At 71.6% G+C, this 14,819-nt stretch carries 12 protein-coding genes; 5 read left to right on the top strand and 7 right to left on the bottom strand.

The window, feature by feature from the left end:
- Positions 1-50 precede the first annotated feature (50 nt).
- Positions 51-548: a GNAT family N-acetyltransferase gene (locus tag ABT232_RS02975; RefSeq protein ID WP_351834998.1), complete on the bottom strand. Its 498-nt coding sequence runs from the start codon at positions 546-548 to the stop codon at positions 51-53.
- Between the two features lie 96 nt (positions 549-644).
- Positions 645-2,126, bottom strand: a complete 1,482-nt coding sequence (locus tag ABT232_RS02970) for an MFS transporter (RefSeq protein ID WP_351835639.1) — start codon at positions 2,124-2,126, stop codon at positions 645-647.
- Positions 2,127-2,583: 457 nt separating this feature from the next.
- Between ABT232_RS02970 and ABT232_RS02965 the strand changes: the two genes are divergently transcribed.
- The 3 genes from ABT232_RS02965 (at position 2,584) to mfd (ending at position 9,719) form a co-directional block, all read left to right on the top strand.
- On the top strand, positions 2,584-3,372 hold the full coding sequence (locus tag ABT232_RS02965; protein ID WP_351834995.1) for an ABC transporter ATP-binding protein: 789 nt from the start codon (positions 2,584-2,586) through the stop codon (positions 3,370-3,372).
- Positions 3,369-5,948 (top strand): ABC transporter permease, encoded by a 2,580-nt coding sequence (locus tag ABT232_RS02960; RefSeq protein WP_351834992.1) that lies wholly within the window; start codon positions 3,369-3,371, stop codon positions 5,946-5,948. The genes ABT232_RS02965 and ABT232_RS02960 overlap by 4 nt, the downstream gene beginning before the upstream one ends.
- Positions 5,949-6,182: 234 nt before the next feature.
- Positions 6,183-9,719, top strand: a complete 3,537-nt coding sequence (mfd, locus tag ABT232_RS02955; RefSeq protein ID WP_351834990.1) for a transcription-repair coupling factor — start codon at positions 6,183-6,185, stop codon at positions 9,717-9,719.
- Here mfd and ABT232_RS02950 read toward each other — a convergent pair.
- The gene (locus tag ABT232_RS02950) at positions 9,697-9,921 is read right to left on the bottom strand and encodes a hypothetical protein (RefSeq protein ID WP_351834987.1); all 225 of its coding nucleotides are present in this window, start codon (positions 9,919-9,921) and stop codon (positions 9,697-9,699) included. The two genes, mfd and ABT232_RS02950, sit on opposite strands and share 23 nt — an antisense overlap.
- 97 nt (positions 9,922-10,018) lie before the next feature.
- Positions 10,019-10,636, bottom strand: coding sequence for a TetR/AcrR family transcriptional regulator (locus tag ABT232_RS02945; RefSeq protein WP_351834984.1), 618 nt, complete (start codon positions 10,634-10,636; stop codon positions 10,019-10,021).
- A 96-nt stretch (positions 10,637-10,732) separates the two neighbouring features.
- Here ABT232_RS02945 and ABT232_RS02940 point away from each other — a divergent pair, with 96 nt between their 5' ends.
- The gene (locus ABT232_RS02940) at positions 10,733-11,632 is read left to right on the top strand and encodes an SCO6745 family protein (protein ID WP_351834982.1); all 900 of its coding nucleotides are present in this window, start codon (positions 10,733-10,735) and stop codon (positions 11,630-11,632) included.
- 235 nt (positions 11,633-11,867) lie between these two features.
- Here the strand turns inward: ABT232_RS02940 and ABT232_RS02935 are convergent, their stop codons facing one another.
- The gene (locus ABT232_RS02935) at positions 11,868-12,059 is read right to left on the bottom strand and encodes an antitoxin (RefSeq protein ID WP_351834981.1); all 192 of its coding nucleotides are present in this window, start codon (positions 12,057-12,059) and stop codon (positions 11,868-11,870) included.
- A gap of 169 nt (positions 12,060-12,228) precedes the next feature.
- On the opposite strand from ABT232_RS02935, the gene ABT232_RS02930 reads away from it, so the two are divergent.
- Positions 12,229-12,945, top strand: a complete 717-nt coding sequence (locus tag ABT232_RS02930; protein ID WP_351834978.1) for an HNH endonuclease family protein — start codon at positions 12,229-12,231, stop codon at positions 12,943-12,945.
- A gap of 102 nt (positions 12,946-13,047) precedes the next feature.
- On the opposite strand, the gene ABT232_RS02925 is transcribed toward ABT232_RS02930, so the two are convergent.
- Both ABT232_RS02925 and ABT232_RS02920 read right to left on the bottom strand, forming a co-directional pair.
- A complete protein-coding gene (locus ABT232_RS02925; RefSeq protein ID WP_351834975.1) occupies positions 13,048-13,794 on the bottom strand; it encodes a hypothetical protein in 747 nt (248 codons plus the stop codon).
- A gap of 219 nt (positions 13,795-14,013) precedes the next feature.
- Positions 14,014-14,694: an Rv1352/Rv1906c domain-containing protein gene (locus tag ABT232_RS02920; RefSeq protein WP_351834973.1), complete on the bottom strand. Its 681-nt coding sequence runs from the start codon at positions 14,692-14,694 to the stop codon at positions 14,014-14,016.
- Positions 14,695-14,819: the final 125 nt, after the last annotated feature.

The raw sequence follows: 14,819 nt of genomic DNA, 5'->3' as shown, positions 1-14,819 counted from the left end.
GGTATGCGCTTACTTCGCCGATCCCGCGATGACCTGCGGTGTTACCCGCGTTAACCCTGGCTTTCGGCGAGCAGTTCCCGTCGGTGCAGGATCCCGGGACGGCCGCCGACGGTGAGGTCGCCGACCGCGGTGAAGCCGGTGCGCGCCAGGACGGTGCGGGACGCCACGTTGTCGAGGGTGGTGACGGCGGTGAGCGATCGCAGGCCGTACGCCGTGCCGGCCGCCGCGCACACCAGGCGTACGGCCGCCGTGGCCACGCCCCGGCCCGCGGCGCGCGCCGCCACGCGGTAGCCGAGTTCGGCCGAACCGTCCTCGACGTCGATCAGGTTGACCCGGCCGGCCGGCCGACCCTCCTCGTCCAGGACGACGTGGAAGTGGCAGATCCCGGCGTCCTGTTCGGCGAGCAGCGCGCGGTGGCGGTCGGTGAACTCGGCGAAGTAGGCGTCCCCGCGGTCCGGGATCGTCCGGGCGAAGTACTCGCGGTTCTCCCGCTCGAAGGCCAGCAGTGCGCCGGCGTGATCGGCGCGCAGCCGCTCCAAGGTCACCATGCGGCCCAGAGTATGACCGCGCGTCGGCCGCGGGCCCCCGGTTTTCCGGGGCCTCCAGGCAGGCTCGGCTCTCCGCTTTCCGGGGTACCGGCCGGCTCAGTTCTCCGCGAGCACCGGGAACCTGCGCGGCGCCAGCGTCAGCAGCACCAGGAAGGCCAGCGCCGCCGCCCCCGCCGCGCCGAGGTACACCGCGTGGACCGCGTCCGCGATCGCCCGCCTGGTCGCCTCGGACGCGGCGCCGCCGTCCAGGCCCCGGGCGACGGAGTCGAGGTCCCCGGCGTCGCCCAGCCGCGCGGCCAGCACCCCGTTGGCGACCGCGCCGAAGACGGCCGCGCCGATCGTCTGGCCGGTCTGCCGGCAGAACAGCACCGACGCGGTGGTCGTGCCGCGTTCCGCCCAGCCGACCGTCGACTGGACGCCGACGATCAGCGGCAGCTGGAAGAGGCCGAGCGCGGCCCCGAGCAGCAGCATCAGCAGCGCCGGCTGCCAGGCCGCGCCCGGATACGGCAGGAACGGGAACGCGAAGAGGATCAGCGCGGCCGTCCCGATGCCCAGCATCGCCGTGTGGCGGAAGCCGATCCTGCGGTAGACGTGCTGGCTGAACGCCGCCGAGACCGGCCAGCTGAGCGTCCACACCGACAGCACGAATCCGGCCGCGACCGGGCCGAGGCCGAGGACCGACTGGGCGTACGTCGGCAGGAACACCGTGGGTGCCACCATCAGCAGCCCCAGCGCGCCCAGCGCCAGGTTGACGGCGGCGATCGTGCGGCGCCGCCAGACCCATCCGGGGATGATCGGCTCCGCCGCCCGGCGTTCCACCAGCACCACCACCGCGACCAGCGCGAGCCCGGCGGCGAACAGCGCCACGGACGGCGCCGACAGCCACGGCCAGGCCACCCCGCCCTGTACCAGCGCGGTCAGCAGCACCCCGCCGCAGGCGAACACCGCCAGGGCGCCCGCCCAGTCCACGCGCGCGCGGGCCGCGCGTGCGCGCTCCGGCTCGTGCAGATGACGCACGATCAGCCAGAGCGCGAGTCCGCCGACCGGCAGGTTGACCAGGAAGATCCAGCGCCAGTCGGCGTAGGCGGCGAGCACCCCGCCCACACCGGGTCCGGCGACCGCCGACACCGCCCACACGGTGGACAGCTTCGACTGGATCCTGGGGCGCTCCTTGAGCGGGTACAGATCGGCGGCGAGGGTCTGCACGGTGCCCTGGAGGGCGCCGCCGCCGAGCCCCTGCACGATACGGAAGGCGATCAGCGCGGTCATGTTCCAGGCCAGCGCGCACAGCAGCGAACCCAGCAGGAAGAGGACCGCGCCCACGATCAGCACCGGCTTGCGGCCGAAGGTGTCCGACAGCTTGCCGTAGACCGGGAGGGTGACGGTGACGGCGAGGAGATAGCCGGAGAACAGCCAGGAGAAGACCGAGAAGCCGCCGAGGTCGCCGACGATCTGCGGGACGGCCGTGGAGACGATGGTGGAGTCCAGCGCGGCCAGCGCCATGGAGAGCATCAGCGCGGCGACGACGGCGCCGCGGCCCCGGGTGTCCGGCGGCCGGCCGGCGTCGGCGGCGCGTATGCCGGTGTGCTCCCGGCCCGTCGGCTCGGTGTCCCCCTGGCTCACGAGATTCCTTCCCCTTGCACCTATCTGCCGCGGGACAGCTTCCCACTTGCCCCTGACGCGGCGGGAGGGTGCAAGGTGAATGCGCCGAAGGACGGACGGCGACCCCGAGAGCGGATCCGCCTGCCGGTGGACGGCCCCTAGGGGTTCCTCCGTACAACGGCTCGGGGAGGGTTCGTCCCGGCGGAGGACGAGAGCGGGCGGGGGGCGTCCTTAACCTGGCTTTACGCCGCTGAGGGCGCCGCCGGCACCGGCGTACCGCAGCTTCGGGGGTGGGGTTTTCCCCCGTACAGGACGGGGCCGAGCACCATCGAACCGCACCCCCTCCGACCGCGAGACTCATTCACGTGACCCCTTCGTGCGAGCCCCACCGGCTCAGCACGAAGGACCTGTTGACCGACATAGGAGACATACCGTGACATCGGCTGTGACCATTCCCAGGCACGGGGGCACTGGAGGGCGTACGGCCGTTGCCGCGCGGGCGCGGCAGGTCGTCAAGGCCTACGGGAGCGGGGAGACGCGCGTCGTCGCCCTCGACCATGTCGACGTGGACATCGCACGCGGCCAGTTCACCGCGATCATGGGCCCCTCGGGGTCCGGCAAGTCCACCCTGATGCACTGCCTCGCCGGGCTCGACACCGTGACGAGCGGTCAGATCCACCTGGACGACACCGAGATCACCGGGCTGAAGGACAAGAAGCTCACCCAGCTGCGGCGGGACCGGATCGGGTTCATCTTCCAAGCGTTCAATCTGCTGCCGACGCTGAACGCGATCGAGAACATCACGCTGCCCATGGACATCGCCGGCCGCAAGCCCGACAAGGAGTGGCTGGCACGCGTGGTGGACACCGTCGGGCTCGCCGGGCGGCTCAAGCACCGGCCGACCCAGCTCTCCGGCGGCCAGCAGCAGCGCGTCGCCGTGGCCCGGGCGCTGGCCGCGCGGCCCGAGATCATCTTCGGTGACGAGCCGACCGGAAACCTCGACTCCCGCGCGGGGGCCGAAGTACTGGGCTTCCTGCGCCGCTCGGTCAGCGAGCTGGGCCAGACGATCGTCATGGTCACGCACGACCCGGTGGCCGCCTCCTACGCCGACCGCGTGCTGTACCTGGCCGACGGCCGGATCGTGGACGAGATGCACAACCCGACCGCCGAGCAGGTCCTGGACCGCATGAAGGACTTCGACGCCCGGGGGCGTACGTCATGACCGTCCTCAAGACCTCGATGCGCAACTTCTTCGCGCACAAGGGGCGCATGGCCCTGTCGGCCGTGGCGGTGCTGCTGTCGGTGGCGTTCGTGTGCGGCACGCTGGTGTTCACGGACACCATGAACACGACGTTCGACAAGCTGTTCGCCGCCACGTCCTCCGACGTGACCGTCAGCGCCAAGGGCTCCTCGGACACCGGCGAGACCACCTCCGACACCGGCAAGCCGCCCGTGATGCCCGCCTCCGTCGTCGACGACGTGCGCGGCGTCGAGGGCGTCAAGTCGGCCGAGGGCACCATCTTCTCGACCTCCGTGACCGTCGTCGACGGCGACAAGGAGAGCCTCTCGCCGTCCAGCGGCGCGCCGACCATCGTCGGCAACTGGAACTCCAACGACGCCCGCACCATGGAGATCACCTCCGGCAAGGCCCCCAAGGGCGCCGACCAGGTCATGGTCGACGCGGACACCGCCGACAAGCACGGCCTGGAACTCGGCGACGAGATCGGTGTGATCACCGCCGTCGGCACCCACCGCGCGAAGATCTCCGGCATCGCCGACTTCACCGTCACCAACCCCGGTGCCGCGATGTTCTACCTGGACACCGCGACCGCCCAGAAGACCCTGGTCGGGGAGAGCGGCGTCTACACCAACGTCAACGTCATGGCCGCGCCCGGCGTCACCGACGCGCAGCTGAAGCGGGACGTCTCGACCGCCCTCGACGGCGCCTACAAGGTGCAGACCGCCAAGGAGGTCGCCGACGCCAACGCCGAGGAGATCGGCGACTTCATGGGCGTCATGAAGTACGCGATGCTCGGCTTCGCCGGGATCGCCTTCCTCGTCGGCATCTTCCTGATCATCAACACCTTCTCGATGCTGGTCGCCCAGCGCACCCGCGAGATCGGCCTGATGCGGGCCATCGGCTCCAGCCGGAAGCAGGTCAACCGGTCGGTGCTGGTCGAGGCGCTGCTGCTCGGTGTCGTCGGCTCGGTGCTCGGCGTCGCCGCCGGCGTGGGCCTGGCGATCGGGCTGATGAAGCTCATGGGCACCATGGGCATGAAGCTGTCCACCGACGACCTCACGATCGCCTGGACGACCCCGGTGGTCGGCCTGGTCCTCGGCGTCGTCGTCACCGTCCTGGCCGCCTACCTCCCGGCCCGCCGCGCGGGCAAGGTCTCGCCGATGGCCGCCCTGCGCGACGCCGGCGCCCCGACCGACGCCAAGGCCGGTGTCGTCCGGGCCGTGATCGGCCTGCTGCTGACCGGCGCGGGCGGCTACGCCCTCTACCTCGCGGCCGGCGCCGACAAGGCGAGCGAGGGCTCGCTGTGGCTGGGCGCCGGCGTGGTGGCCACGCTGATCGGGTTCGTCGTCGTCGGACCGCTGCTGGCGAGCGGTGTGGTGCGGGTGCTCAGCGCCGTCCTGCTGCGGGTCTTCGGGCCGGTCGGACGCATGGCCGAACGCAACGCGCTGCGCAACCCGCGCCGCACCGGCGCCACCGGCGCCGCGCTGATGATCGGGCTCGCGCTGGTGGCCTGCCTGTCGGTGGTCGGCTCCTCGATGGTCGCCTCGGCCACCGACGAACTCGACAAGAGCGTCGGCACCGACTTCATCATCCAGAACGACCAGGGCCAGCTGATCACTCCGCAGGCCGTGCAGGCCGTCAAGTCGGCCGACGGAGTGGAGCGGGTCACCGAGTACAAGTGGCTCGAGGCCGACTTCAAGACCCCCGACGGCAAGACCTCCGAGAACACCGCGATCACCGCCGCGGACCCGACGTACGCCGAGGACCTGCGGGTCGAGACCGTCGCCGGCGACCTCGCCGACGCCTACCGGCCCGACTCGATGTCCGTCCACGAGGACTACGCCAAGGACCACGGCATCGAGATCGGCTCCACGATCGCCGTCGACTTCAACGACGGCTCCACCGGCCGGCTGACCGTCCGCGCGATCACCAGCAGCGAGGCGGTGATCGACGCCGGGGCGATGTACACCTCCATCGACACGCTGGCCAAGTACGTGCCCGCCGACAAGATGCCGCTGGACACGCTGGTCTTCGCCGCGGCGAAGGACGGCCAGGAGGCGGCCGCCTACCAGTCGATCAAGGACGTGCTGCACGACTACCCGCAGTACCAGGTCCGGGACCAGACCGACTACAAGGAGGCCCTGAAGGACCAGATCGGGCAGCTCCTGAACATGATCTACGGCCTCCTGGCCCTGGCGATCATCGTCGCGATCCTCGGTGTCGTGAACACCCTGGCGCTGTCGGTCGTGGAGCGCACCCGGGAGATCGGCCTGATGCGGGCGATCGGCCTCTCGCGCCGCCAGCTGCGCCGGATGATCCGCCTGGAGTCGGTCGTGATCGCCCTGTTCGGCGCGCTGCTCGGCCTCGGGCTCGGCATCGGCTGGGGCGCCACCGCGCAGCAGCTGCTGGCGCTGGAGGGCCTGAAGGTCCTCGACATCCCGTGGCCGACGATCGGCGGGGTGTTCGTCGGATCGGCCTTCGTGGGCCTGTTCGCCGCGCTGATCCCGGCGTTCCGCGCGGGCCGGATGAACGTCCTGAACGCCATCGCCACGGACTAGCCCTCGCGTACGGGGGTCGCGGGGGTGGTGGCCCGGTGCCGGGGAGCGGTCGCTCCTCGGCACCGGGCTTTGTGCGGGAGCCGGGCTATATCCGTGAGCCGGGCGTTGTCCACAGGACGGGCGTTGTCCACAGGCCCGGGCGGCCGTCGTCGCACCGTCGTAGGCTGGAGACCCCCCGGCCGCACCACGTGTCGGGCCCTTCGCGTTGCCCATCACCGGACGGAAAGCCCCTCCATGAGTCTGCACGGTCTGCTCGACGCCGTCGTCAAGGACGCCGCACTCGCGGAAGCGATCAAGGCGGCCGCGGACGGCAACCGGATGCACGTCGATCTGGTCGGCCCCCCGGCTGCCCGCCCCTTCGCGATCGCCGCACTGGCCCGCGAGTCCGGCCGCCCCGTCCTCGCGGTCACCGCCACCGGCCGCGAGGCCGAGGACCTGGCGGCGGCGCTGCGCACCCTGCTGCCGCCGGACGGCGTGGCGGAGTACCCCTCCTGGGAGACGCTCCCGCACGAGCGGCTCTCCCCGCGCAGCGACACCGTGGGCCGCCGGCTCGCCGTGCTGCGCCGCCTGGCCCACCCCCGCCCCGACGACCCCGAGACCGGCCCCGTCTCCGTCGTCGTCGCCCCCGTGCGGTCCGTGCTCCAGCCGCAGGTCAAGGGCCTCGGCGACCTGGAACCGGTGGCCCTCAGATCCGGGCAGACGGCCGATCTGAACGAGGTCGTGGAAGCCCTCGCCGCCGCCGCGTACGCGCGCGTGGAGCTGGTCGAGAAGCGCGGCGAGTTCGCGGTCCGCGGCGGCATCCTCGACGTCTTCCCGCCCACCGAGGAACACCCCCTGCGCATCGAGTTCTGGGGCGACGACGTCGAGGAGATCCGCTACTTCAAGGTCGCCGACCAGCGCTCCCTGGAGGTCGCCGAGCACGGCCTGTGGGCCCCGCCCTGCCGCGAGCTGCTGCTCACCGAGGACGTCCGCACCCGCGCGGCCGCCCTCGCCGAGGAACACCCCGAGCTGGGCGAACTCCTCGGCAAGATCGCCGAGGGCATCGCCGTGGAGGGCATGGAGTCACTCGCCCCGGTCCTCGTCGACGACATGGAACTGCTGATCGACGTCCTGCCCAAGGGCTCGATGGCCGTCGTCTGCGACCCGGAGCGGGTGCGCACCCGCGCCTCGGACCTCGTCGCGACCTCGCAGGAGTTCCTCCAGGCCTCCTGGGCGGCCACCGCCGGCGGCGGCGAGGCCCCCATCGACGTCGGTGCCGCCTCCCTGTGGTCCATCGCCGACGTCCGCGACCGCGCGCGCGAGCTGGACATGATGTGGTGGTCGGTGTCGCCGTTCGCCGCCGACGACGCCCTGGAGGACGCCGACACCCTCAAGCTCGGCATGCACGCCCCGGAGACCTACCGCGGGGACACCGCCAAGGCGCTCGCCGACACCAAGGGCTGGCTCGCCGACGGCTGGCGCACGGTCTACGTCACCGAGGGCCACGGCCCGGCCGCCCGTACCGCCGAGGTGCTGGGCGGCGAGGGCATCGCGGCCCGCCTGGAGACGGACCTCGGCACGATCTCCCCGTCGGTCGTGCACGTGTCGTGCGGCTCGATCGACCACGGCTTCGTCGACCCGGCGCTCAAGCTCGCCGTGCTCACCGAGACCGACCTCTCCGGGCAGAAGGCGGCCGGCCGGGACGGCGCCCGCATGCCCGCGCGGCGCCGCAAGACCATCGACCCGCTCACCCTGGAACCCGGCGACTACATCGTGCACGAACAGCACGGCGTAGGCCGCTACATCGAGATGGTGCAGCGCACGGTGCAGGGCGCCACCCGCGAGTACCTGGTCGTGGAGTACGCCCCCGCCAAGCGCGGCCAGCCCGGCGACCGGCTGTACATCCCGACCGACCAGCTGGAGCAGATCACCAAGTACGTCGGCGGCGAGGCCCCCACCCTGCACCGCCTGGGCGGCGCCGACTGGACCAAGACCAAGGCCCGCGCCAAGAAGGCGGTCAAGGAGATCGCCGCCGACCTGATCAAGCTGTACAGCGCCCGCATGGCCGCCCCCGGCCACACCTTCGCACCCGACACACCCTGGCAGCGCGAACTGGAGGACGCCTTCCCGTACGCGGAGACGCCCGACCAGCTCACCACCATCGCCGAGGTCAAGGAGGACATGGAGAAGTCGGTCCCCATGGACCGCCTGATCTGCGGCGACGTCGGCTACGGCAAGACGGAGATCGCGGTCCGGGCCGCCTTCAAGGCCGTCCAGGACGGCAAGCAGGTCGCGGTGCTCGTGCCGACGACGCTGCTGGTGCAGCAGCACTTCGGGACGTTCAGCGAGCGGTACGCGCAGTTCCCGGTGAGCGTGAAGGCGCTCTCCCGCTTCCAGACCGACACCGAGGCCAAGGCGGTCCTGGAGGGCCTCAAGGAGGGCTCGGTGGACGTGGTCATCGGCACCCACCGGCTGTTCTCCTCGGAGACCAAGTTCAAGGACCTCGGACTGGTCATCGTCGACGAGGAGCAGCGCTTCGGCGTCGAGCACAAGGAGCAGCTGAAGAAGCTGCGGGCCAACGTCGACGTGCTGACCATGTCGGCCACGCCCATCCCGCGCACCCTGGAGATGGCCGTCACCGGCATCCGCGAGATGTCCACGATCACCACCCCGCCGGAGGAGCGGCACCCGGTCCTCACCTTCGTCGGCCCCTACGAGGAGAAGCAGATCGGCGCGGCGATCCGCCGCGAACTGCTGCGCGAGGGCCAGGTCTTCTACATCCACAACCGCGTGGAGTCGATCGACCGCGCGGCGGCCCGGCTGCGGGACATCGTGCCCGAGGCGCGCATCGCCACCGCCCACGGCCAGATGTCCGAGTCCGCGCTGGAACAGGTCGTCGTCGACTTCTGGGAGAAGAAGTTCGACGTCCTGGTGTCGACGACGATCGTCGAGTCCGGCATCGACATCTCCAACGCCAACACCCTGATCGTGGAGCGCGGCGACACCTTCGGCCTCTCCCAGCTGCACCAGCTGCGCGGCCGGGTCGGCCGAGGCCGCGAGCGCGGCTACGCGTACTTCCTCTACCCGCCGGAGAAGCCGCTCACGGAGACCGCGCACGAGCGGCTGGCCACCATCGCCCAGCACACCGAGATGGGCGCGGGCATGTACGTCGCGATGAAGGACCTGGAGATCCGCGGCGCGGGCAACCTGCTCGGCGGCGAGCAGTCCGGCCATATCGCGGGCGTCGGCTTCGACCTGTACGTGCGGATGGTCGGCGAGGCGGTGGCGGACTACCGGCGGCAGCTGGAGACCGGCGGGATCGAGGAGGAGCCGCCGCTCGAGGTCAAGATCGAGCTGCCGGTGGACGCGCACGTGCCGCACGACTACGCGCCGGGCGAGCGGCTGCGGCTCCAGGCCTACCGAGCCATCGCCTCCGCCAACACGGAGGAGGACATCAAGGCCGTCCGCGAGGAACTGGTCGACCGCTACGGCAAGTTGCCGGAGCCGGTGGAGAACCTGCTGCTCGTGGCCGGGCTGCGGATGCTGGCCCGCGCCTGCGGCGTCGGCGAGGTCGTCCTCCAGGGCACCAACATCCGCTTCGCGCCGGTGGAGTTGCGGGAGTCGCAGGAACTGCGGCTGAAGCGGCTCTACCCGGGCACGGTCATCAAGGCGACGGCGCACCAGGTGCTGGTGCCACGGCCCAAGACCGCGAAGGTCGGCGGCAAGCCGCTGGTCGGGCGGGAGCTGCTGGCGTGGGTCGGGGAGTTCCTTACGTCGGTGCTGGGGTCGTAGGGACGGTGGCCGGGAAGGCGGTGCCGGGGTCGTAGAGGCCGGTCGTGATGTCGGCGCCGGGGTCGTGGGGACGGTGGTTCAGGCCTCGGTGCCGGGAGTGCAGGGGGCGGTGGGTCCTGGCCTCGGTGCCGGGGGCGCAGGGGTGGTGGGTCCTGGCCTCGGTGCCGGGGTCGTAGGACGGTGGTCCTGGCCTCGGTGCCATGGGTGCCGGGGGCGGTGGGTCCTGACATCGGTGCCGGGGCCGTAGAGCCGGTGGTCCCCGGGCCGCTCCGAGCGGCGGTGCCTGGGGCCACGGCAGGTCAGGTCACGCGGAACAGCATCGCCGCCAGCGTGCGGAACACCTCCTCGGGGTCCTGGTCGCCCACCGGGCCGTCCAGGTTGTGGCCGAGGAGCAGCGTGGCGAAGCCGTGGGCGAGCGACCAGGCGGCGACACCGGCGAGCCGGGCGTCGTCGCCGCGGCGCTCGGGCCGCACGGCGGACACGGCCTCGCGCAGGGCGTCGCCGGCCAGCGTGCGGGCGGTGGTCAGCTCCAGGTCGTCGGCGCGCAGCAGGCCGGGAGTGAACATGACCTGGAAGTGCGCGGGGTGCTCACGGGCGAAGCGCACATAGCGCACACCCGCGTCCTTCAGGTCGGTCGCCTGCCTGATGGTGGTCGCGAGCAGCCCGAATCCCTCGGCCGCGAGGGCCGTGAGCAGCCCTGTGCGGTCCTTGAAGTGGTGGGCGGGCGCGGCGTGCGAGACGCCGGCGCGGCGGGCCAGATCACGCAGGCTCAGCGCTGCCGGGCCGTCGGCGGTGATGACGTCGAGCGCCGCGCTGAGGATGGCGCGGCGCAGGTCACCGTGGTGGTAGGGCCGGCTGCGGGGGATGGACGCGGGCGCCCCGGTGCTGGCGTCCGTCTGCGGCTTGGCGGGGGTCATGGCGCCAGCGTACTCCGATCTAGTCATTGACAAGTTAGATGGGCGCTGGCAATCTTGACAACGTCAAGTTCTACGGAGAGTGACGGGGGTCGTGTCATGGCGCGGTACGTGGACGAGGCGGGATTCGTCGAGGAGATCGAGCTGTCGCGGGTACGCCAGATCTGGCACCTGCTGGAGCCGCTGCACGCGGTGCTGTACTACGCGCCGCAGGCCCTGGAGGAGGCGGCCGCGCTCGGCTACTCCACGCGGGACCGCTGGCCGAGCTACTTCCCGTTCCGGGCCGCACTCCTGGGGCCGGTCGACAGCCAGGTGGTGACCTCCGCGTTCTACAGCTTCGCGCCGGACATGGTCGCCGAACACATCGACCCCGCCTGGGAAGTCGCCAGCCCGGAGGCGGTGCTGGAGGCACGGCTGCGGGCGGTCGACCGGGTCTACCGCGCGCTGTTCGGCGACGGCGTGCACAGTCCCGAGCTGGCGGAGGCCGCCGCCCTCGCCCGGTGCGCGGCCGAGGCGGCGAACACGGCGGGCCGCCCGCTGGCCGCGGCCAACGCCGCACTGGACTGGCCCGAGGAACCCCACCTCCAGCTCTGGCACGCCGCGACCATCCTGCGCGAGCACCGCGGCGACGGCCATGTCGCCGCCCTGCTGGTCGCCGGCCTAGATCCGGTCGAGTCCCTGGTGTCCTTCGCCGCGATCGGCGCCGCCCCTACCGAGCGCTTCGCGAGCCGCGGCTGGGGCGAGGCGCAGTGGACGGCCGCGCGCGAGCGTCTGGAGGGCCGGGGTCTGGTCGACCGGGAGGGCAGAGCGACGCGAGCCGGCCGCGACCTGCGCCACCGCGTGGAGGAGCACACCGACCAACTCGCCGCCGCGCCCTGGCAGTCCCTCGGCGGCGAAGGCCTGGAGCGCCTCTCCGGACTGCTCGGCGACTACTGGGTGGCGGTCCTCGGCTCGGGCCTGCTGCCCGCGGAGAACACGCTGGGGATCGGCAAGGTGTAGCGACCTGGCGGACGCGACGGACTTGGCGGCCCGGACGGGCGCGCGCAAAGACGCCGGGTCGCTCGCCGTGGGCGCGGGTGCGGGCGGGAGTGCGGGCGGGAGTGCGGGCACGGGTGAAGCCGCCCGCGTGAGTCCGACCGTTCACGGGCGGCTTCCGGTTCGAGGTGGTCCAGCGGGTCGCCGCCGGGGCGGTGCGCCCCGGGGTCGGCCTCTGTCCTTCGCGGGTCCGGCGGCCCTAGGGCTGGTCGGGCGGCCGTTCACGGTCACGGTCCATGCCGAGCGAGCCTTCCATCCGCTGCTGCGCCGCGTCGACCTGGCCCTCGTACTTGTTGCCCGTCCTCTCGTTCGCCTTCCGTTCCGCCGCGTCGGACGCCTGCTTGGCCTTGTCCCGCGACGCGTGGCTCTTGAACTTGTCGAAGATGCCCATCCAGAGCTCCTTCCGAGGTGACTCAAAACCGACGATACGCCCGAGATGTGCCGGATGCCGAGTTACGCCCGCTATGGTCTGGACCTCTGAGTCGTTACCGTGGCACCAGGCACAACGGCCCGTCCGCACACGCGGCATCGGGGAGACAGGCACAGGGGAGGGACGCATCGTGAGGCGTCTGAGGGGCGGGACGGCGGCCGTCCTCGCGGCACTGCTGTGCGCCGCGACCGGCTGCGTGGAGTCGACCACGGGAGCGGGCGGACCCGAGGAGACGGCGGGCGGGGGAGCGGCCCTTGCCGCCGCGCGGTCCCTGCCGGTCAAGGGGCGCGCGCCGAAGACCGGTTACGACCGGGACCGTTTCGGCAGTCCATGGGCGGACACCGACTCCAACGACTGCGGCACCCGTGACGACATACTCCAACGGGACCTGTCCGGCGTCCGCTTCAGCGACGGGGAGTGCGAGGTGGCCTCCGGCACCCTCGACCCCGACCCCTACACCGGCCGGGACGTCGACTTCGTCCGAGGCCGCAGCCAGGTCGACATCGACCATGTCGTCGCGCTCTCCGACGCCTGGCAGAAGGGCGCCGGGAAGTGGGACCCCAGTAAGCGCATCGCCTTCGCCAACGACCCGCTCAACCTCATCGCCGTCGACGCCGGCACCAACCGGGCCAAGGGCGACGGGGACACCGCGACCTGGCTGCCACCGAACAAGGACTACCGCTGCACCTATGTGGCCGCCCAGGTCGCCGTGAAGAAGAAGTACGGCCTGTGGGTGACCTCCGCCGAGAAGAGCGCGATGACCCGCGTGCTCTCCGGCTGCCCCGGCCAGAAACTGCCCGCCGGCGGCACCTCGACGAGGGCACCGGCCCGCTTCCACGCGGACTGAGCGGGTGCCGGCTTGGATCCCTGTACGCCCCGCCCGGAACCCGGAAACCCCGGTCGGCGCCCGCGGGTTCAGGCTCCTACCGGGGTGGTGGCGGGCGGCGGCTCAGCCGGCGAGCGCGTCCAGGTCCAGGATCTCGCCGCTGGGCTTCTTCGTGTCGACCGGCTTGTCGTAGTCGCTGAAGACCAGTGAACCCCGGTCGCCGGCGGTCCTGCTGTCCAGCCGGAGCAGATACGGCTTGCCCTCGGTGGCGACGTACAGCGTGTAGCGGTCCTTGCCGTCCTTCTCGTGCAGGACGATCGCCGGGGTGCCGTCGACGGTGGTGGTCTTGCCGCGCTGCGCGTCGGAGTCGGTGTCCTCGGCGCCGCCCAGCAGCTCGTCCAGATCGCAGAAGGCCGCGAGGTCGTCGGCGTCCGCGCCGGTGGCGGCCATCTTCGTCCACTTCCCGGCCAGCATGTCCACGACCGCGTCGGTCTCCTCCTCGGGCTCGCCCTCGCTCTGGGCGCGCAGGAACGCCTCGTCGTAGCGCATGTAGACGGTGTCGCCGGTCCGGATGAGATCGGCCTTGCCGTCGTTGACGCCGAGCGTTCCGGCGCACTCGCCCTTCTTGTTCACGGCCATGTCGAAGTGGATCGTGCCGCCGCTCTCCTCGTCGGGCATGTCGCCCGTCAGCCGCAGCGAGGCGGCGGCGGTCGTGGCCTCAACGGAGCGGTCGGCGATCTGCCCGCCGGTCAGCCCGGCGAACGGCCCCTTCGGCTTGTCGTCCGCCTTGTCCTGGCCCGGCAGGCAGCCGGTCAGGCCGACGGTGGTCACGGCGGCGAGACAGAGAGCGGCAAGAGCGGTACGGCGCATGAGGATTCCTCGGTGGTGATCTGCGGGGGTGGATGTACGTGGTGGTGCGAGGTGTGCGGCGGGGTGCGGCGAGGTGGTGCGAGGTTCGGTGGGGGGAATGACGGCGTGTGCCTGCGGGCTGCCGGGTGGTGGGCCGTGCCCCGCACGGCGGTCAACGGCAGTTCACGGCGGTTCCACGGCGGTCCCCAGGAGCGGTCGGTCGCCCGGCGGGCCGCCGTGTCAGCCGGTCTTCTTCCAGTCCTGGCAGCCGGACGTCTTGAAGTAGGCGTCCGAGGCGCTGATGGTGACGACCGCCGAGCCGGACACGTTGTTGTTCGCGATGATCGAGTCGATCGAGTGGTCGGCGTCCTTGGCGCGCTCCCAGTAGCACATGTCGTCGGTGTTGCCGGTCGACTTGTAGGTGCCCGGAGCGATGTCCACGCCGACTCTGAACATGCCGCCGCTGCCGGCCATCTTGTCCGCGGGGGAGCCCTTGGCCTTGGTGTCGACGGCCTCCCAGTCGTTGCAGCCGCTCGACTTGAAGATCTTGTCCGTGTCCTTGATGGTCACGTAGCTGGTGCCGCTGACGTTGTCGTTGGCCAGCAGGGAGTCCATCTCGCCCGAGGCGTCCTTGGCGCGCTCCCAGTAGCACATGTCGTCGGTGTTGCCGGTGGTGCGATAGGTGCCGGGCTTGATGTCCGAACCGACCTGGAAGTCGCCGTCCCCCTCGAAGGCGACCTTCTTCTCGGCGGCCGCCTCGGCCCCGGAGTCCTCGCCGGCCCCGGACTTGCGGTCCGCGGACGCCGACGAGCCCTTGTCGCCGGAGGACTTGCCGTCGTCGCCGCCCCCGTTCGCCGACACGGCGCCGATGACGACGACACCCACGACGGCCCCCAGCACGACCTTGGTCTTCATGCCCATGACTGTTCCCTCCCCGGCGTGTCGACTGCCTCCGTCCGGCAGCCGTTCGTTCGCTGGGTCAATAAGAGCACGGGCTGTGAACCGAGTCAACACGGTTCACGGAATCGACTGTGTACACGGCCGTG

This window comes from Streptomyces sp. NPDC001532 (assembly GCF_040298625.1).
In the GTDB taxonomy this organism is placed as follows: Bacteria; Actinomycetota; Actinomycetes; order Streptomycetales; family Streptomycetaceae; genus Streptomyces.
Note: the sequence above shows the minus strand (reverse complement) of the source record. Positions and strands in the feature narration are given on the sequence as shown.

Coding starts and splice junctions, on each gene's coding strand:
- ABT232_RS02975 (WP_351834998.1), bottom strand. CDS start 548: ATGGTGACCTTGGAGCGGCTGCGCGCCGATCACGCCGGCGCACTGCTG.
- ABT232_RS02950 (WP_351834987.1), bottom strand. CDS start 9,921: ATGGCACCGAGGCCAGGACCACCGTCCTACGACCCCGGCACCGAGGCC.
- ABT232_RS02940 (WP_351834982.1), top strand. CDS start 10,733: ATGGCGCGGTACGTGGACGAGGCGGGATTCGTCGAGGAGATCGAGCTG.
- ABT232_RS02960 (WP_351834992.1), top strand. CDS start 3,369: ATGACCGTCCTCAAGACCTCGATGCGCAACTTCTTCGCGCACAAGGGG.
- ABT232_RS02935 (WP_351834981.1), bottom strand. CDS start 12,059: ATGGGCATCTTCGACAAGTTCAAGAGCCACGCGTCGCGGGACAAGGCC.
- mfd (WP_351834990.1), top strand. CDS start 6,183: ATGAGTCTGCACGGTCTGCTCGACGCCGTCGTCAAGGACGCCGCACTC.
- ABT232_RS02920 (WP_351834973.1), bottom strand. CDS start 14,694: ATGGGCATGAAGACCAAGGTCGTGCTGGGGGCCGTCGTGGGTGTCGTC.
- ABT232_RS02945 (WP_351834984.1), bottom strand. CDS start 10,636: ATGACCCCCGCCAAGCCGCAGACGGACGCCAGCACCGGGGCGCCCGCG.
- ABT232_RS02925 (WP_351834975.1), bottom strand. CDS start 13,794: ATGCGCCGTACCGCTCTTGCCGCTCTCTGTCTCGCCGCCGTGACCACC.